This is a genomic window from Fibrobacter sp. (assembly GCA_017503015.1).
GTDB lineage: Bacteria > Fibrobacterota > Fibrobacteria > Fibrobacterales > Fibrobacteraceae > Fibrobacter.
Genome location: JAFVTX010000016.1, coordinates 36,956 through 56,325, shown reverse-complemented (window position 1 = coordinate 56,325; position 19,370 = coordinate 36,956). Strand labels below are relative to the sequence as shown.

The following is a 19,370-nucleotide window of genomic DNA, read 5'->3' as shown; positions in this document are numbered from 1 at the left end:
TGTGTCTTGCGTATTCGCTTATTTCTTCGGTAATATCTTTTTTTGCTATCTTTTGCCCCGTAACTTTTAAACCGGCGACCCAGGTCGCCACACAATCAAGAGGTAAATCAAATGGCAGTTTCTTACAAGGAACTCGGCCTGGTGAACACCAGGGAAATGTTTGCAAAGGCTGTTAAGGGTGGCTACGCTATCCCGGCTTTCAACTTCAACACCATGGAACAGATGCAGGCCATCGTGCAGGCTGCTGTCAAGCAGAAGTCTCCGGTGATCATGCAGGTCTCTAAGGGTGCCCGCAACTACGCCAACGGCACCATCCTCCGCTACATGGCCCAGGGTGCTGTTGAATACGCCAAGGAACTCGGCTGCGCCAATCCGCAGATCGTGCTCCACCTCGACCACGGTGACTCTTTCGAACTCTGCAAGGACTGCATCGACAACGGTTTCTCTTCCGTGATGATCGACGGTTCCGCTCTTCCGTACGAAGACAACATCGCCCTCACCAAGAAGGTTGTTGAATACGCTCACCAGCACGACGTGACCGTCGAAGCTGAACTCGGCGTGCTCGCCGGTGTGGAAGACGAAGTCCAGGCTGAAGAATCCCACTACACCAAGCCGGAAGAAGTGATCGACTTCGCTACCCGTACGGGCTGCGACTCCCTCGCTATCTCCATCGGTACCAGCCACGGTGCTTACAAGTTCAAGCCGGAACAGTGCACTCGCGACCCGAAGACTGGCAGGCTCGTTCCGCCTCCCCTGGCATTCGACGTGCTCCACGCCATCGAAAAGAAGCTCCCGGGCTTCCCGATCGTGCTCCACGGTTCTTCTTCCGTGCCGCAGGACGAAGTGGACACCATCAACGCCCACGGTGGCAAGCTCCCGGATGCCGTTGGTATTCCGGAAGAACAGCTCCGCGAAGCTGCCAAGTCCGCTGTTTGCAAGATCAACATCGACTCTGACAGCCGCTTGGCCATGACTGCCGCTATCCGTAAGTATTTCGACGAACATCCGGAACACTTCGACCCGCGCCAGTACCTCAAGCCGGCTCGCGAAAACATGCAGAAGATGTACGAACACAAGATCGTCGACGTTCTTGGTTCCAACAACAAGCTGTAATCTATAGCGGCGTAAGCCGCACAAATGACATGCTGAAAAACCGCACGGATAAAACCGCGCGGTTTTTCTTTTTATATTTAATCTAATTCCGAAATCCGAATTACTATGCTCTGCCCTCACTGCCACTCCGAATTGAAAGACGACGCCACGTTCTGCCCGCATTGCGGGAGCGACGCCGACACCGGCTGGAAAGAGGGCGCGGAATTTACCGACCTGGAAACGCCAGATTACGACGAAATTGTGGAAAACGAGTTCGGCACGGACGAATACGGCAACAAGAAGAAAAAGGCGAACCCGCTCGCCATTGCAGCTGCGGTGATTGTAGCCCTCGCCTTTATCGCGGCATTTATCCTGCACTAGGCAAGGGTCTTTTCAAGCTCCTTGATGGTCTCCCCCGCTTCCGTGAAGTCATAGTCCCCAATCTGGTCTTTCAACTTCTTGAGCAGAGCCTCTTGAGCGGAGCTGAACGCAATATCCTTGATGGGTTCAAAGTCCCGCTTGCACATGGTAGCAGAGCAGGCATCCACATGCAGCTTGAGATTTTCTAGGACGCCCTTCAGTTTTTCTGCAGCCTGGGGGTCAGTCTTCTTGGAACTCGTGTCTTCCTTTTCGGAATTCATATCGGCAAGAACTTTAGACAGAGCCTCTACCAACTTTTTAAGGGCGTCTTCAAAGGCGATAAGCTCGTTAAAGTTCTTCTGCTTATTCAGTAACGAATTTTCTAACGCAAGCCCCAGTTTCTGGACATTGGCGGCTCCGATAGTACCGGACAAGCCTTTGATGGTGTGAGCGATTCTTGCGGCGTCTTCGTACTTGGAGGCTTCTACGAACCTTCGTAAATCCTGGGCCTTGCTTCCGTAATCGTTGACAAAGCCCTGTACAATCCTGAGATACAGTGTACGGTTGTTATTGGCGTGATAGAGACCTGCAGAAATATCAAAGTCCGGAATCTTCTGGAACCTGGCGGCAAAGTCCTTGTCGTCAGAAGAAAGCTGTACAGAATCAGACGACACCACCGTAGTGGTCGTCTGGGTTTCAGCCGTTTCGGAAGCAATCGGCAAGAACTTCGCCATCTCTTCGTAAAGAACAGTGGGGTCAATGGGCTTTACGATATGGGCATTCATGCCCGCTTCGAAACACTCTTCCTTGTCTTTCTGGAAGGCTCGGGCACTCATGGCAAGAATCGGGACTTTCTGGAAATACTCTTCCTGCTTTTCACGGATCTTCTTGGTGGCCGTCAAACCGTCCATAATGGGCATCTGGATATCCATCAGCACCAGGTCAAAGGAATTGGGCTTCAAGAGCTCAATCGCTTCTTTACCGTTGTTGGCAATCATGGCGGTAAGACCCACGCTGCTTAGCAAAGAAACAGCCAGTTCCTGGTTCATCTTGTTGTCTTCAACAAGCAAGACCTTGGCATCCTTGAAGTAAATCTTGCGTTTTTCTTTCTTGACGGCCTTCTGGTAAACCGGTTTTTCTCCGACGGCCTCCTGCATTGCAGTCAACAACGAACTGATCTGGATAGGCTTGGCAAGACAACTGTTGAACCCGATTTCTTCGGCATGGATACGGTTGCTTTCTTCGAAATGCAAGGGGTGCATCAGAATCTTGGGAATTGTCAGCATATTTGCTGGCAGACCCTTCACAAAGTTGAAGCCATCCGAAATAGGCATCTGGTAATCCACGATAAAGATATCGTAGGGAGCCTCCCCTGCCGATTCATGAGCCTGAATCAGGTCGATGGCCTCGTCAACAGAGCAGGCCTCTTCTACAACGCAACGGAACTTTTCAAGAGTGTGACGCAACACGGAACGAAGGTTCGCGCAGTCATCTACAAGTAGAATGTTCTTGTTCTGGAAGGAGTGAACCGATTTCCACTTGGGAGCTCCTACCTTGGGCGCAATAGGAAGCGTTATGGTAAAGTAGAATCGGGACCCAACGCCAGAGGTGCTTTCCACCTTGAGCTGCCCGCCCATCAGTTCTACCAGGGACTTGGAAATCACAAGGCCAAGGCCTGTACCGCCATATTTACGCGTGGTTGAACCATCTGCCTGAGTGAAGGCGTTGAACAGGCGCTTTAGCTGTTCCGGAGTCATGCCGATACCCGTATCCTTGACGCTGAAGGCCAGTTGGACATGGGTATCTGTCTTCTTTTCCATCTGCACTTGAAGGGTAATATCGCCTTTTTCCGTAAACTTCGTCGCATTGTTCACCAGATTGGTGAAAATCTGGGAAAGGCGTAGCGGGTCGCCCATCAAGGTTTCCGGAATTTCAGGGTCCACATCTACAATCAGCTCGATAGGACGCCCTGTAATACGGACTTCGGCCAAGGCGGCCACCTCGCTGATGGTATCTTGCAGCACGAACTGAATGACTTCCAGTTCCTGTTTCTTGGCCTCGATTTTCGAGAAGTCCAGAATGTTGTTGATGATACCCAGCAGAGACTTTGCGGCACTGCTGATACGGTCCACAAAGCTGTGCTGCCGCTCGGAAAGTTCCGTTTCTGAAATCAGGTGTGCCATACCGATGATGGCATTCATGGGCGTACGGATTTCGTGGCTCATATTGGCCAAGAACTCGCTCTTGGCCTGTGTGGCCTGCTCTGCAATCTCGCGGGCCTCCACCACTTCGGAAATGTCCACCATGGAAAGCATATAGCCCACCACAGATTCCTGGACCTTCAAGGTCACCGCCTCGCCACGGAACCAGATTTCGCCCTTGCCGTCCTGTGAATTCAAGGAGAAGGAATCTTTCCAGATTTCTTGCTTGGTAAACGAATTACCGATCGATTTTACGATATCTTCAGGCAAACCACACGAAATCAAATCATCAAGGGAATATCCAATAAGTTTACGCCATTCCTGATCAAAGACATCGGCCAGCTGCTTGGACATATACTTGATGTGGCGAGTCCTGTCGAAGATAATCAGCAGGGAACGGTCCGCCGACAGCATGATGGTATCCAAGATAGTATCTTTCTGGATGCCGCTGGTCTCATCGGTAATCATGAACAGGTAGCGGATACTTCCGTCATCTTCCACCAGCAACTGGAAGAATACGTTCCACCAGGATTCTTCCCCGTTTGGGCTGGTAACCTTCACAATGGTCTTGCGTTCGCTGGGATGGAGTTCTCCGCCCATGGCCACCTTGCGGGCAAACTTTTCGAATTCCTCGCCCGGAAAAAATTTCCACAGGATTTCACCCTTGATATCTTCACCATTGTTCAAGAAATCAATAATGTTGGCACTAGCATGGAGGATATCGAAGGAATCGTTGGTCAAAATCAAACTGAAATTAGGTGTAGCAAGCAGTGTATCGAACAAGGTACTGGAACTGACGCTCTCGTTCAGGTCCTTTTCGATAAGCCACTTGAAAAGAAGATGCCCGGCAACGGAGGCAATAATCATCATGAAAAGAACGGCCAATGTCACAAGGAGCATGATGGCATTTAGGTCTTCACGGAGCTTGGACACCACCTTGTTCTGCTGGATAACATGGATGGCATACATGGGAGCCTTGGTCATAGGGGTCACCATGAACACGTAGTTTTGGTGACGAGAATTGGCCCGTTCAAAGCGGAACACCTTTCCGTAGTTCAAAGAGTCGGTATTAAAACCTTCTAAAGCAAGGTCACGAAGTTCCTGGATTGTGTCCAGCTCGATTTTTTTGACATTGGTCTCGTAGGGGAAATAGGTATATACCGTTTCGTTGTCGTTTCCCATAAGGATTGTGACACCGCCCTCTTCCCTTGCAATGCTGGAAATCAGGGAACGAATCTTTTGCAGGTCGATATCTTCGGCCACGACTCCGCGAATCTGCTTGTCCTTGTCCCAAAGCGGGGCGGAAATGGACAAGACATTCTTTTTGAGAGCCGGCTTGATATATGGCCCTGTCAAGGCTACGCCCTTGTTACGGGAGGCCTCCAGGTACCAGGACTTGGTTCGGACTTCGGAAACCGTTCTTTCCAGTTTATCCCCAAGGGCGCTCATGTATTCGCCGTTGGAGAATCCGTAATAGACGTCGGAAATGTCTTCGTCTTCTTGCTGTTGCTTTGCCAAGACAGAACGTAGGGAGGCCTTTCCCGTCTGTTGAACCTTCTTCTGGAACTTGCTGAAGTCCTCCTGTTTTTCTTGCAGGTACAGTTCGCATTGCCTAATGTTTTTCTTGAAGCTGTTTTCGGTGCTGCTGTAGGCCGAAGAAATCAGGGTGGACTTGATATAGAAAAAGAATATGAGGATAAGGGCCACCGTGGCAATGAGCACGGGAACCATATAGACAAGGGAAATTCGCCAGTTCAGTTGACGGCGTTTATCATTTAAAGAACTATCGCTCAAATTCCTTCATCCTTGAATTTCTGGTACAGGTCCGGCAGGCTGTCGGCAATCCCGACAAAAGCCTCCACCACATCGGGGTCAAACTGCTTTCCCTTGCCCTTGAGAACTTCTGCAACCGCAACTTCGTGAGGCAGAGGTTCTTTGTAGGGGCGCTTGGAAACGAGGGCGTCATAGACATCGGCTACAGCCATAATCCTTGCACAAAGGGGAATTTCGTCGCCCTTGAGCTTGCGGGGGTAACCGTTGCCGTCGTAATATTCGTGATGGCACCAGGCGATATCGGCGGCAATCAAGATCATGGTCTTGTCTTCGAGACCCTTGGCGGCATCCACCAACACGTTGTAACCCATCGCGGCGTGTTCCCTCATAATGGCACGCTCTTCTTCGTTAAGCTTGCCCGGCTTGCGGAGAATCTCGTCCTGGATGCCCACCTTGCCGATGTCGTGCAGGGGGGCCGCCGTCGCGAAATAGTCCACATATTCTCTATTGGGAATGTCCTTTGCGAATTTCGGGTTTTTCATCAGGATTTCGGCCAGTTTCTGCACTACGAACTGGGTCCTCTTGATGTGACCGCCGGTTTCCGGGTCACGGTATTCGGCCAGAGCGCCGAGGCTGGTGAGCATTACCTTCAGGGTGTTTCTCAGGTCCTGGGTCTTTTCGATGACCAGCTCGTTGAGGTGATCACGCTGGCGCTTGTATTCCAGCTGGTTCTTGATGCGGAGCAGCACCAGGTCGGGAGAGAATGGCTTGCCGATATAGTCAACGGCACCCAGGTTCAGGCCCGTCTGTTCACTCTTGGAATCGGACTTTGCCGTTAAAAAGATGACAGGCGTGCCGCCCAAGATATTCCGGGCCTTCATCTGGCGGAGAGTTTCGTATCCGTCCATCTCGGGCATCATTACATCCAAAAGAATCAGGTCGGGCTTGACCCTCTCGGTGAGCATAAGGGCCTTGTGACCGTCAAGGGCTACAAAAACATCGTAATCGTTTGAAAGAATTCCTTCGAGAACTTCGATATTGGTTTTGGTGTCATCTACCACCAAAATTTTCGCGCGCGTTGCTTCCATATTCCAAATATATGTATAAAAAATTGAAATAACACAGATTGTCTTATTCCAAATTGGACTATGTTAACGCGTTATTACGCAAAAACTTACAAAAAACTTTTATGGACGCAATTGGGCGTTACCGAGAGCCCGGTTCAGCTTGATGAAGGCGTTAACGGGGTCGGCGTAGTTCCAGACGCCGCCCAGGACGGCGATTCCTGACGGGTCGAAGGGGCGGACTGACGGTAAGGTTTCTTCGTCCAGGCCACCCGAAAGAATAAGCGGGATATTCGAGGGATTAAAGCCTTCTCTATCGGTTTCCAGCCGTGACAGGTCCACACAAGAGACAGGCTCTACCGCAAAGGCAGGCTGAAAAACCGGCCCGAGAAGGGTTCCGGCTACCCAGGGAGGCAGTTTCGTGATTTCTTCTACGCTATTGCAGGCGGCGACGGTATTTATCCTGTACCAGGAGGGCGGAATATCGCCGGCGAGGCGGGAGCTGTCGCAGAGGCAGCCCCGGACTTCCAGCCGCTCCGCCATATCCGGCGTGCCCCGGACCCAGATGCGGTCCCGGCATTCCATGGGGAGCCCTAGAAGCCAGCGTTCATATTCGCTTTCGGAGGCGTAGGGAGCGCCGTTCCTCCCCCGCTTCTGGAGGATCAGGCGGGAAAGGCCCCGGGAAAACATCTGCTCGATGTCGTCGAATTCGGCGGAAAAGTCGTCGGGAGCGGTGATGAGCCACAGGTGGAGCATGGGGAGAATATAGTAATTAGGGGCTAGGGGCTAGGGGTTAGGTATTAGGGCCGCAGGGGACAAGAAGTGTCATCCAGAGCGACGAAGTCGCGAAGGATCCAGTTCAAAGGGATAGGTAGCTAGGGATTAGGATCTAGGGATTAGGATCTAGGATTTAGTAAGGCTGGTCTCAAGAGGTGTCATCCTCGCGAAGGCGAGGATCCGCTTGAGTAGGAACGTATGAGGTGTGAGGTGTAAGATGTAGAACGGAAAATGTAAAGCAGAATTTACACGGTCGGCGGGTATTTTTTCAGAAAAACCTTGCGTACGGGGTTTTAGGGGCGGGCCCCACCTTGGTGGCCATGCGCACTAAGGGGCAAAGCCCCTAAGTGCTGTCCGCCCTAGGAAAGGGGGTAGCGGATGCCGAAGGGAGATCCCCGCCTGCGCGGGGATGACATTGGGCAGGAGCGAGGGGGACAACAGTCCCAAGGCGAGAGTTCTGGCAAACGAAGTTTGGCATAACCGAGCCGGTCTGTTGGGGCTTGAGCGTAGCGAAAGACCATTTTTCCCAATCTAAAAAAAACCTTATATTAATGTCAATTTTCAAATTTTTTTCCCCCCGTCCCCTCAATCTTTATATTTTTCATCTTGGATTTTTCGCTTTTGGCTCCAAATGGGCCGAAAGTGCACTTAAATCAGATTTTTTCGAAAAAACCTAAAAATTGGAGACACACATGGCAAAAAAGATGATTGCGTGTGATGGTAACGAGGCCACCGCTAGCGTAGCATTTGCTGTTAGCGAAGTTGCGGCTATCTACCCGATTACACCGTCTAGTCCTATGGCTGAGCACGCCGACAACTGGAGTGCTGCAGGCAAGAAGAATATTTGGGGACAGGTTCCCCGCGTGTTTGAAATGCAGTCCGAAGGTGGCGCTGCCGGTACCGTTCACGGAGCGCTCCAGGCCGGTGCTTTGACCACGACCTTCACCGCTTCCCAGGGTCTTCTCTTGATGATCCCGAACATGTACAAGATTGCGGGCGAACTGACCCCCACGGTCTTCCATGTGACTGCCCGTGCCCTTGCCATGCAGGGCCTTTCTATTTTCGGTGACCACTCCGACGTGATGGCTTGCCGCCAGACCGGCTTTGCCATGCTCGCCTCCAGCTGCGTGCAGGAATGCCAGGACCTCGCTCTCGTGGCCCACGCTTCCACTCTCGAAAGCCGCGTTCCGTTTATGCACTTCTTCGACGGTTTCCGTACCTCCCACGAAGTGATGAAGATCGAAGCTCTCGAAGACGGCGTTATCCGTAACGTCATCGACGAAAAGTACGTGAAGGCATGCCGGCAGCGCTGCCTCACCCCGGACCGCCCGACCATGCGCGGTACCGCACAGAACCCGGACGTTTACTTCCAGGGCCGCGAAACGGTAAACCCGTTCTACGCCAAGGTTCCGGAAATTGTCCAGAAGTACATGGACAAGGTCGCAAGCTACACTGGCCGTCAGTACCACATCGTGGATTACGTCGGTGCACCCGACGCTGACCGCGTGATTATTTCCATGGGTTCTTCGACCTGCACCATCGGTGACACCGTCAAGTACCTCAATTCCAAGGGCGAAAAGGTCGGTCTCGTGAACATTCGCCTGTACCGCCCGTTCCCGATGGAAGCCGTCGTTGCAGCCCTCCCGAAGACTGTCAAGAAGATTGCCGTCCTCGACCGCTGCAAGGAACCGGGTTCCGCTGGCGAACCGCTCTTCCAGGACGCCCTGACCGCAATCAGCGAAGCCGTGATGGCAGGCAAGATGGCCATGCCGAAGATGATCGGCGGCCGCTACGGTCTCTCTTCCAAGGAATTCACCCCGGCCATGGTCAAGGCCATCTACGACGAACTCGCCAAGGCCGACCCGAAGGCTCGCTTCACTGTCGGTATCAACGACGACGTTTGCCACACGAGCCTCACCATCGACCCGAACTTCAAGCTGGAAAGCGACTTCTTCCAGGCCATGTTCTTCGGTCTGGGTTCCGACGGTACAGTGGGTGCCAACAAGAACTCCATCAAGATTATCGGTAACGAAACCGACAACTACGCCCAGGGCTACTTCGTTTACGACTCCAAGAAGTCCGGCTCCATGACCACCTCTCACCTCCGCTTTGGTAAGAGCATCATCGACGCCCCGTACCTGATTGGCGAAAACGAAGCCGACTTCGTGGCATGCCACCACACTCCGCACCTGGAATCCGTGAACATGCTGAAGTACGCGAAGGATGGCGCGACCTTCCTCGTGAATACTCCGCATTCTGCCGACACCGTGTGGGATACCTTCCCGCGTCCGGTGCAGGAAGAAATCATCAAGAAGCACCTCAAGGTGTATGTGATCGACGCCTACGCCGTTGCCGCGAAGACCGGCATGGGCCGCCGCATCAACACCGTAATGCAGACCTGCTTCTTCTCTAAGCTCGGTAACGTGCTCGATGCCGAAACCGCCATCAAGTACATCAAGAAGTACGCCGAAAAGACCTACGCCAAGAAGGGTCAGGAAGTGGTCCAGAAGAACTGGGACGCTATCGACGCCTCTCTTGCTAACCTGTTCGAAGTCAAGGTTCCTGCTACTGTCACCAGCACCAAGGAATTCCGCGCTCCGATCCACGGCAACGCTCCGAAGTTCGTGAACGAAGTCACCGCAGAAATCATCAAGGGCAACGGCGAACAGCTCCCGGTCTCCAAGATGCCTTGCGACGGTGTGTTCCCGACCGGTACCACCAAATACGAAAAGCGCGACCTCGCCCTCAACATCCCGTCCTGGAATCCGGACGCTTGCGTGCAGTGCGGCAAGTGCGCTATGGTCTGCCCGCATGCAGCCATCCGCGTGAAGGTCGTTGACGAATCCGCAGTGAAGAACGCTCCGGAAGGCTTCAAGTACACTCCGGCCAAGGGCTTCAAGCTCGAAGGTTCCGAAAAGCCGGTGTTCGCCATTTCCGTGTCCAGCTACGACTGTACGGGTTGCGGCGTCTGTACGCAGGCCTGTATCGGTAAGGACAAGACCGACGAAACCAAGAAGGCCATCAACATGGTGCCGCAGGAACCCATCAAGGTTCAGGAAGGCAAGTGCTGGGACTTCTTCGTCGACCTCCCGGAATTCGACCGCACCAAGGTCAACAAGAGCCTCGTCAAGCAGGCCATGCTCCTGGAACCGCTGTTCGAATTCTCCGGAAGCTGCGCAGGCTGCGGCGAAACCGCTTACGTGCGTCTCGTTTCTCAGCTGTTCGGTGATCGCATGGTCGTTGCCAACGCTACGGGTTGCTCCTCCATTTACGGCGGTAACCTCCCGACCACTCCGTGGGCAAAGAACAAGGAAGGCCGCGGTCCCGCTTGGGCCAACAGCCTCTTCGAAGACAACGCTGAATTCGGTCTCGGTATGCGTCTCGCTATCACGAAGCATGCCAAGCAGGCTCTCAGCCTCCTCGAAGCCGTGAACGTTCCTGCCGAACTCAAGGAAAAGCTCACGACCCAGAAGCAGGACGACGAAGCCGGCATCAAGGCCCAGCGTGAAAACGTCGCCGCCCTGAAGGCAGCTCTCGCCGGTGCAACCGACGAAGCATCCGTCAGCCTCCGCGACGAATTCGCCGACTACCTCGTGAAGAAGTCCGTGTGGATCTTCGGTGGTGACGGTTGGGCATACGACATCGGTTACGGTGGTCTCGACCACGTGATGGCAACCGGCGAAAACGTGAACATCTGCGTCCTCGATACCGAAGTGTACTCCAACACCGGTGGACAGGCTTCCAAGGCCACGAACCGTGGCGCCGTCGCCCTCTTCGCTGCCGCTGGTAAGCGCGCCGGCAAGAAGGACCTCGGCCTTATCGCCATGAGCTACAAGAACGTTTACGTGGGCCGTATCGCCCTCGGCGCAAACGACGCTCAGGCCCTGAAGGTTCTCCAGGAAGCAGAAGCACACAATGGTCCGTCGCTGATCATCTGCTACTGCCCCTGCATCAACCACGGTTTCGATCTCAACAGCCAGCTTCAGCACCAGAAGATGGCCGTGGATTCCGGTTACTGGACTCTGCTCCGTTACAACCCGGCTCTCGCCGCCGAAGGAAAGGCCCCGCTTATCCTCGACTCCAAGAAGCCGACGATCCCGGTTGCAGAATACATCTACACCGAAAACCGCTACAAGCAGCTCACCCGTAGCAATCCGGAAGTGGCCAAGAAGCTCGCCGACGACCTCCAGAAGGAAGTTGACGCCCGCTACGCATTCTATGACGCCATGAGCAAGGATACCGAAGGGTTGATTAGCCTGTAAAGAGGTATGAGGTCGCGACTTCGTCGCTTTGAGCGATGAGCGCGGCCTTACGGCCTTTGAGGATGTCATCCCCGCGAAGGCGGGGATCTCCCTTTACAAAAACGCCCCGTCACTCAAATGTGGCGGGGTGTTTTGTTTGCAAAATATCGAATTAAATCTTCTTCAGCGCCTGGGTCTTTGGGCCGGCCTTACCGGGAGGGAGAATCAGCATCACCTTTTCCATGCGGGTGCCATCCATCTTGAGCACCCTGAAGGTATAGCCCTGAATCTTGACTTCGGCACCCGGAGACGGAATAATGCCAAGTGTGGCCTGAATGAGGCCCGAAAGGGTTTCCACATGGGAATTCTCGGGCGGTTCCAACTCGATTCCCAGTTCATCGCTCAAGTCCGAAAGGGTCATGAGTGGGTCCACGATGTAGCGACCGTCTTTTAGGCGTTGCACATCTTCGTCTTCGTCCATGTCGTCTTCGTCGCGGATTTCGCCCACGATTTCTTCTAGGATGTCTTCCAGGGTCACAAGGCCCGCCGTGCCGCCGTATTCGTCCACAACGATGGCCAGCTGGTTTCCGGTCTTGCGGAGTTCTGTAAGCAGGTCGTCTATCTTCTTGTGGTAAGGCACGAACACGGGGGGCATCACGATTTTCATGATATCGAAGGGCTCATCCCGGTGTTCGGTGTACCATTCCAAAAAGTCCCTGTTGGAAAGGATTCCCACTATATTGTCGATGGTATCCTTGTACACCGGCAAGCGGGAATGGCGTTCGCTGTTCAACACCTTGACAAGTTCGTCCAGGGGCGTTTCCACGTCGATAGCGCACATGTCCACACGGGGAGTCATGATTTCACGGACCGGAGTCTCCACGAAGTCGAAGATGTTGAGAATCATCTGCTGTTCTTCTTTTTCGAGGCCTTCAGCATCGGTTTCCTCGCTGTCGGAAAGGTCCGCCTGCACGGCATCGCGCCGCTCTTCGGAGAGGAAGCTAAGCTTGGAATCGTAACCCAGGCCCTTCAGAATCGCCACAAAAAGAACGTGACAGACTTTGGCAGGAATCGCAAAAGGAACGCGAATGAGCTTGAAGAGCGGAATCAGCACCACCGCCAAGGTATCGGGCTTGAGGGTGCCGAGAAGGTTCGCGCAAAAGACGGTTATGGTGTAAATGCAGATGCAGGCCACAACAAGGTAAGCCAAGAAAGCGAGCATCTTGAATTCGTGCACCCAGTTCCACGGAACCATCTGGAACAGGTAAATGCCCAAAACGCCACTCCCCACATTGCAGAAGATGCGGCCGATGGAGATGGTCTCGTTGAAGCCGTCATGCTCCACGATGGCGGCCACTTTCTCTTCGCGGCCTTCCCTATCCTTGGCCTCTCGTTTGGCGTAAATGCCGCTGAACGCGGTTTTGATTAAAGAAAAAGAAAAGGAAACAAACAGGAAAATTACCAGAAAAGCAATTGCCCACTGTACCGATGAATCCATCAGCATTTCTCCTTGTAGGGGTCCAGCCCCAGAAATTCGCATTCCCGCTTGCGCATGACCTTGCGGTCGGCCGCCTTGATGTGGTCATAGCCCGACAGGTGCAGAAGTCCGTGGACAATGACCCGCTTGAGTTCTGCGAAAAAGCTGTTGCCGTATTCGGGGGCTTGACGCTTGACCTGTTCTTTGGCGATGTAGATTTCGCCCAAAAGGTCCGGTTCGTGCCATTCATAGGAAAGCACATCGGTCACCTTGTCTAGCCCGCGGTAGGACTTGTTCATTTCACGGACAAAATCGTCGTCGCAGAGGACAACGTTTACATTGTTCCCCGTTCCCTCCTGGTCCAGGAGCTGGTGGGCCATCTTGTCGAACTTGTCTTTCCAGGGGAAAGCCTTGATGCTCCCCTGACAAAGGAAATCTATCTTGTATTTTCTCTTTTTACTACTGGCAGGGTCAGGCATTAAATGTTATACCACTTCTTAAGATTTTCAATAATGGCTTCGGCCTGAGCCTTTCCGCTGATATTGAACTTGCTGCGGGCCTTGAAAGCACCTGCTACCTTCTGGTAACGGCGGATGTAGACCTTGGGCTCGCCGAATTCGCCGGTCTTGGCGTTGCGTTCCTGGCAAAGGAACATCATGGTCTGCCAGGCTCCCTTAGAAAGGATGGCCTTGTCCAGTTCCTTGATGACCTGCTCGCCGGTGTCCGGATCGGTCATTTCTACGGTAGGCTCTTCAAATTCTGCGCTCATAGGTTCCTCGTGTGATTAGGGTCAATTTTTCGCCCCTAAAAAATACAATTTTCTCTCAATATAGCCAAAAATAATATATTTATTATGTAAAATACATCTTGAAAGAGGGGCTATATGTCATTTTCAAGCCGTTTTAAGTTTGTGGCCGTCGCACTCATGTTGGCGGTTCCGTTCTCCTATGCAGCCAAAAACACCTCGGGCAAGGTCCGTTCCGTCATCGGTGACGTGACCACCCAAAAGAAATCCGAAGGCAACTGGGTGCCTCTCCGTGTAGGGGCGAAGGTCAAAGAAAAAGACGTTATCAGGACCCTGGTAGAATCCCAGGCCATTGTGGCCCTGCCCGACGGCAGTACCATCTCGGTAGAAGAGAACTCCCTGGTGGAATTCTCCCAACTGCTGTCCGAGGACGGAGTCCAGACGGCCATGACCGACATCAAGAGCGGCAAGGTCCGCTTTGACGTACAGAAACAGTCCAGCAAGGAGAGCTCCTTCAAATTCAAGACCGGAACCGCCACGGCCGCCATCCGCGGAACTGACGGTGTCATCGGCATGAGCTCCAAGGGCACTCCCATCGCATCCCTCCGCAACGGACGCCTGGAAATCGACTTGTCCGGCAAGGTGGTAGGCATCAATGGAGGCCAAACGGCCGTCCCCAACGGCGACGACTTTCTGGTTTTGGAACTATCCTCCTCGGGTGACCTGGATTTCTTGAACGAAATCGACGCCATGCTCAGCGATACCACCATGACCCTAGACAAACTGAAAGAGGCGATTCAGGCAAAGGATAACGAGTACAAGGCCAAGCAGACCGCCGCCAAAGACTCCCTCAAGTGCACCTTCGAAGCCCTCCCCGACACCATCTATACCCCGAGTGTAGCCATCAAGGGAACCTGCCCTGCCGGTGTAGGCGTGGAACTTGGCGGAGAGAGAATCGAATCTACCGGAGAAATGGTCCAGTTCACTCCCAACTGGGCTCCCAGCGCCGTTGGTGACAAGAAATTCCCCGTTATCTGCTACAGCGGAAAGGTGAGCTTCGGCTGTGCCGACCTGAAGACCTACTATATGCAACAGCCCGATACAACGGTAAAGGATTCTGCAAGTCAGACGACAGCGATTTCGTTCCAGGTAACCACGCCTTCGCCACTCAAGATTTGCGAAACGGGAGCGGCAACCATCGAGGGCGAATTCAACCCAGATGATTCTACGGCAACCCTGTTTGTAAAATTGGGCAAGCACACCTCCCCCAACCTGGTACCCCTAAGTGCAAACGGAAAATGGACCTATACCATTACCATCAGCGACCAGAAGGGCAACTGGAACGAGAAGTTCGCAACTGTTGAATTCAACGGGGCAACCGGCAAGGCGACCGTCAAAGTGGATTTGGAGATTGACAAGAGCTGCGAGGCTATAAACTTAGACAAGCCCGCACTGATTTTCCAGCGTAGCGATTCCATCCGTTGTGAAGCCAGCGTTTCTGTTTCAAACATCAAGGACGACATTGTCATCCTCTCAACCGAAATGGACCGGACTCCTCTTAAAGAGACTTATTTCGACAAGAATTCCTACTCCACTATCAAACTCAAATCCGGACTCCACGATTACGCCTGGATTGCCCGTGACCAGGCTGGAAACAAGGCTGAAATTCGAAAGAAACTAGGGTGTTACCCGAATATCTCAGCCTATATAGATGTTCGAAAGGGCAACGTGGAACGCTTACGCGTACCTCCTCCACCCAACGGAGTGTCCAGAAGATTTGAACGTGAAATAGTTTTCTCTATCAAGGGAATTCCCGAAAATGACATCAGCCACATAAAGAGCGTTCTTGTCACAAGCGGAAACAAAAATCTTTTGGAACAATATTCCCCGTCCATTCAAGATTTCAACTTCAGCGTCCCTGTGGAACTGGAATACGGCAAAAAAACAGAAATCAACATCCAGGTTGTCTTGAAGAACGGCAAGGTTCTCAAAGCCACCAAGACTTACGAGGTACGCTAAATGAAACAGTTTTTTAAGGGTACCGTCGCTACAGTCCTTCTGGGAACATTCTTTGCATTTGCCCAAGAGGCCGCCCCTGCCACACAGGCAGCTCCAGCGCCCGCTCCAACGGCAGCTCCTGAACAAGCCCCAGCGCCTGCTCCAGTTGCTGCTCCTGCCGCTGCGACACCGGCACCCGTAGCAACAACTCCGGCACCTGCTGCCGAAGCAGCTGCCCCGGTCCAAGAAGCTGCAAGCCCTGCGCCAACGCCGGTAGCACAACCTGCCGAACAGGCTGCTCCGGCTGATGCTTCTGCACAAGCCCCTGCTCCTGAAACAGCCGAACCTGCAGCCGCAGAAACGGCTCCTGCCGAACAGACCGTTGCTGAACCCGTGCCTGCAGCAGAACCTGCACCCAACGCTGCACCTGTTGCCGAAACCCCAGCTGAACAGGCTGTCGCTCCAGCTCCGGTTGAAGCTGCCCCCGTGGCCACTCCCGCTCCGGTCGTAGAGGCCGCTCCCGCACCAGAACCGCAAAACGTTCAGCTGACCGGCACAGAACTCCAGGGTGAACTCCGCGGTTTCTTAAAAGCGGACAAGTCTCCCTATCTCGTAAACGGAACAGTATCTGTTGCCGCCAATACGGTATTGGTCATTGAACCGGGAACCACAATCTTGTTCACCAAGGGTAGCTCCCTCACGGTAAACCAGGGCCAGCTGGTGGTGGCCGGAACTGCAACATCTCCTGTGGTGTTCCGCTCCGCCATGAGTACTCCCGCTGCTGGTGATTGGGCCGGAATCGTGATTACCGGAGAAAACAACTCCGAAATCCGCAACGCCCAGATCTTGAACGCCACCAACGGAATCGTAGTGGAAAACGGCAATCTGAAAATCCAGAATTCCCTTGTGGAAGGTGCCGCCGGATATGGCATTTATGCTCGTAACGCCACCGTCAATGCAAACGACTGCCAGTTCAAGAACAACCAGGTTGCCCTGAACCTCTCCCACTACGCCCAGGGCGATATCGAACGGTCTACTTTTGAAAACAACAATGTCGCCCTGTTGAATTCCAAGCTTTCGAAGAGTACCGTGTCCTCTTCAAATTTCAAGGACAACGGTACGGCTGTGGTGAATATGGGGAACACCGTCATTGACTTGAACAATACCGCCATTGAACAAAACACGGTGGGTATTTCCTCTTCGGAAATTCTTGCTCCCGAACTCATGGAGACCGCCAAGAACAACAAGACCAATTTCAGCAACAAGGCTGCAGAAGCCATAGCAACGCTTCCCCCCGAACCGGAAGTTCCCGGTGTGGATCGGAAGAACCTGAATCCTGCCGACGAAGCCAACGTGGTATTTGAATCTGAAGCCCCTGCGGATTCTACGCAAAAGAGCTGGACTGTCCTTGGAAACGTGATGCTGGGCGGAAACTACCACTATGTGCGTACCCGCACTCACCACGGTAATACTCCTGAAATCTTTGGAACGGATACCATTCTCAAGGGCGACCGCTACAAGAATTATTTCCAGGTGCCGGGTTTTGGCGCAAATGCCTCGGCTTACGTGCTGATGATGTCACCCGAAGGCAAGACCATCGAATTTACCATGGATGCCACATCGGATTCCTGGAACCGATTCTACCCGAACCCCGTGACACTGCGCTACAATGATAGCTACAACAGTGTCAACCTGGGTGATTTCCAGATGATGGGCGGAGATATCTACATGTCGGGCATGCCCCTGTTCGGTGCCGAGTATACCCTGTCCTTGCTCAAGAACAATGCGGATCAGCCCCTGGTCCAGTTGGAAGGTTTCTTTGGCGAGGCCAAGCGTTCCCTGGTTCCCCACAACCGTCACCCCTATCTCTATAACGATTACATCGATGATGGTGAAGCTCAGGCCCAGCGCCTTGCCTACGGCGGATTCCTGAAATGGGCTCCGGTCCGCAGGTTCGACGCCAAGGTGGGCGCTATTTACGCAAACGACGAACTTGAAGACCCGCTTCTCCGCGACGGAGCCAAGGCTAGTACCCTTACCACCGATCCTCTTCTGGAAGCATTCACCATGTATGCCGAAGGCAACTGGCTGTTCTTCCCGGGTGATATCGAGCTGAACGGACAAATCGCCGTCGGTCGTGCAGACACCACCGATGCCGCAAGGCAGCGTGCCATCAACCGGTTGTTCTCCAGCGCCGGATTGAATACCGCAAGCTACACGCAGCTTCGTAAGCTGATGCAGAACGAAAGCCAGATTGACAGGCTTTCTAACGAAGAACTGGAAGAAATCTTCGGGGACAATACCACCATGAGCAAATCCGAAATGATTTCTACCCTCCATTACCTAATCGACAAGGCTAAGCAGGCACAAAAAGAAGAAGAAAGCGACCGCGATGACGACCGCGTGCTAGGGCAACACTGGGGAAGTCAGAATTTTGCCTTGGGCGCTTCCTTGAACTGGAACATCAACAGAACAAGAATCGCTGGCCATGTGAAATACATCGGCGAGGACTTCTATAGCGCAGGCTCCCCTGACCAGCTTTCCAACACCCGCGAATTCGGAGCCAGCCTGGAACAAGACATCAAAAAGTTCTGGACCCTTGGACTGGACTACCAGATTAACGTAGAAAACGCGGCCCACGGCAGAAAGAAAAACCTGGCGGGCCTGGCCGAAGGAACCCATTTCGGGCTTGTCTCTGACGAGGAAAGCGACTGGTTCGAACAGCACGAGATGGACAACGACCGCACAAAGTACATCCACAATTTCGGACTCAGCAACACCTTTACCATCAATCCCAGGGTGCAGATTACCGCCAACTACAATATGGAATTCAGGGACCAGTACCGTCCGATTCGCTTGCGCGGAAGCTATATGCTAGAAGACGGAATCTACAGGGATGAATATTTCACCGAAGGCAAGGGCCCCAAGATGGCCATCGTGAACGGGGATACCGTCATGGTGGATTCTGCACGTTGGGCTGATTACATGTCTACGGTCGATGCGCCTTATCTCGCGTCCAAGTTCGAAGAGAGGCTTTACAAGCAAACCATCAATGCCGGCATCTCCTTCAAGGCGGCACAGTCCGTGTTCAAGTTCAATGGCCGATGGACTCTTCGTACAGATGCATCCCTGTTCCACAAGGACAGCTTGATTGACGAGCTGGACATGGACCTTGAAGATACGACATGGGCAAAGCTTGGTTATTACTACGGCGGTGGCGATTACTTTGAGCAGAGCTACCCCTTGAGCATCACCACTACCCTCAAGAGTATGCAGAACCATTTCCAGATAACTTACCGCCTCAAGTCATACGTCCGCAATGAAATGACCGAAGATGAAATTACCGTAGAAGACGAATACGAAATTCCCTTCATGAACCGTTTCATGATCGTCTCCTTGAACGGACAGTTCCGCTACATGCTTACAGAATGGACCGAATCTGACAAAGATTTCGACGAAGAAGAAATGGACGTGCTGGGAAAACTCAACCTGCGGTTCAACCACAACAAGCACTTCTATAGTGACTGGTACGTAGGTTCTGCCATCTATTACCGTCCGGACTACCTGTCTAACGAATACAAGGATATCTACGGCGGTATCAATCTGAACTACGTGTTCTAAGGTTTTCCGTCGGCGTAGGGG

11 protein-coding genes are annotated in these 19,370 nt (G+C 53.0%); 5 read left to right on the top strand and 6 right to left on the bottom strand.

The features are described 5' to 3' along the window. Window positions 1–111 precede the first annotated feature (111 nt). On the top strand, window positions 112–1,113 hold the full coding sequence (locus IKB43_03370) for a class II fructose-1,6-bisphosphate aldolase (GenBank protein ID MBR2469182.1): 1,002 nt from the start codon (window positions 112–114) through the stop codon (window positions 1,111–1,113). A 105-nt stretch (window positions 1,114–1,218) separates the two neighbouring features. Beyond that, window positions 1,219–1,473 (top strand): zinc ribbon domain-containing protein, encoded by a 255-nt coding sequence (locus IKB43_03365; protein MBR2469181.1) that lies wholly within the window; start codon window positions 1,219–1,221, stop codon window positions 1,471–1,473. Here the strand turns inward: IKB43_03365 and IKB43_03360 are convergent. The 3 genes from IKB43_03360 to IKB43_03350 all read right to left on the bottom strand — a co-directional run bounded on the left by IKB43_03360 (window position 1,470) and on the right by IKB43_03350 (window position 7,246). Beyond that, window positions 1,470–5,447, bottom strand: a complete 3,978-nt coding sequence (locus IKB43_03360) for a response regulator (GenBank protein ID MBR2469180.1) — start codon at window positions 5,445–5,447, stop codon at window positions 1,470–1,472. The two genes, IKB43_03365 and IKB43_03360, sit on opposite strands and share 4 nt — an antisense overlap. Then, window positions 5,444–6,514, bottom strand: coding sequence for a response regulator (locus tag IKB43_03355; protein MBR2469179.1), 1,071 nt, complete (start codon window positions 6,512–6,514; stop codon window positions 5,444–5,446). Before IKB43_03355 ends, IKB43_03360 begins: the two co-directional genes overlap by 4 nt. 99 nt (window positions 6,515–6,613) lie before the next feature. Next, complete coding sequence (locus IKB43_03350; protein MBR2469178.1) at window positions 6,614–7,246, bottom strand: hypothetical protein; 633 nt, start codon at window positions 7,244–7,246, stop codon at window positions 6,614–6,616. A 713-nt stretch (window positions 7,247–7,959) separates the two neighbouring features. On the opposite strand from IKB43_03350, the gene nifJ reads away from it, so the two are divergent. Beyond that, window positions 7,960–11,529, top strand: coding sequence for a pyruvate:ferredoxin (flavodoxin) oxidoreductase (nifJ, locus tag IKB43_03345; GenBank protein ID MBR2469177.1), 3,570 nt, complete (start codon window positions 7,960–7,962; stop codon window positions 11,527–11,529). A 151-nt stretch (window positions 11,530–11,680) separates the two neighbouring features. Here the strand turns inward: nifJ and IKB43_03340 are convergent, their stop codons facing one another. From IKB43_03340 to IKB43_03330, 3 genes are read right to left on the bottom strand one after another with little or no spacing between them, the layout of a single operon-like run. Then, a complete protein-coding gene (locus IKB43_03340) occupies window positions 11,681–13,006 on the bottom strand; it encodes an HlyC/CorC family transporter (GenBank protein MBR2469176.1) in 1,326 nt (441 codons plus the stop codon). Continuing rightward, window positions 13,006–13,464 carry an rRNA maturation RNase YbeY gene (gene ybeY / locus IKB43_03335; protein MBR2469175.1) on the bottom strand — a complete coding sequence of 153 codons (459 nt, stop codon included), beginning with the start codon at window positions 13,462–13,464 and terminating at the stop codon, window positions 13,006–13,008. Before ybeY ends, IKB43_03340 begins: the two co-directional genes overlap by 1 nt. Further along, the gene (locus tag IKB43_03330) at window positions 13,464–13,754 is read right to left on the bottom strand and encodes a hypothetical protein (GenBank protein MBR2469174.1); all 291 of its coding nucleotides are present in this window, start codon (window positions 13,752–13,754) and stop codon (window positions 13,464–13,466) included. The genes ybeY and IKB43_03330 overlap by 1 nt, the downstream gene beginning before the upstream one ends. 114 nt (window positions 13,755–13,868) lie before the next feature. On the opposite strand from IKB43_03330, the gene IKB43_03325 reads away from it, so the two are divergent. Together IKB43_03325 and IKB43_03320 are read left to right on the top strand one after the other, a co-directional pair. Then, on the top strand, window positions 13,869–15,749 hold the full coding sequence (locus IKB43_03325) for a FecR domain-containing protein (GenBank protein ID MBR2469173.1): 1,881 nt from the start codon (window positions 13,869–13,871) through the stop codon (window positions 15,747–15,749). Then, window positions 15,750–19,349, top strand: coding sequence for a right-handed parallel beta-helix repeat-containing protein (locus IKB43_03320; protein ID MBR2469172.1), 3,600 nt, complete (start codon window positions 15,750–15,752; stop codon window positions 19,347–19,349). Window positions 19,350–19,370: the final 21 nt, after the last annotated feature.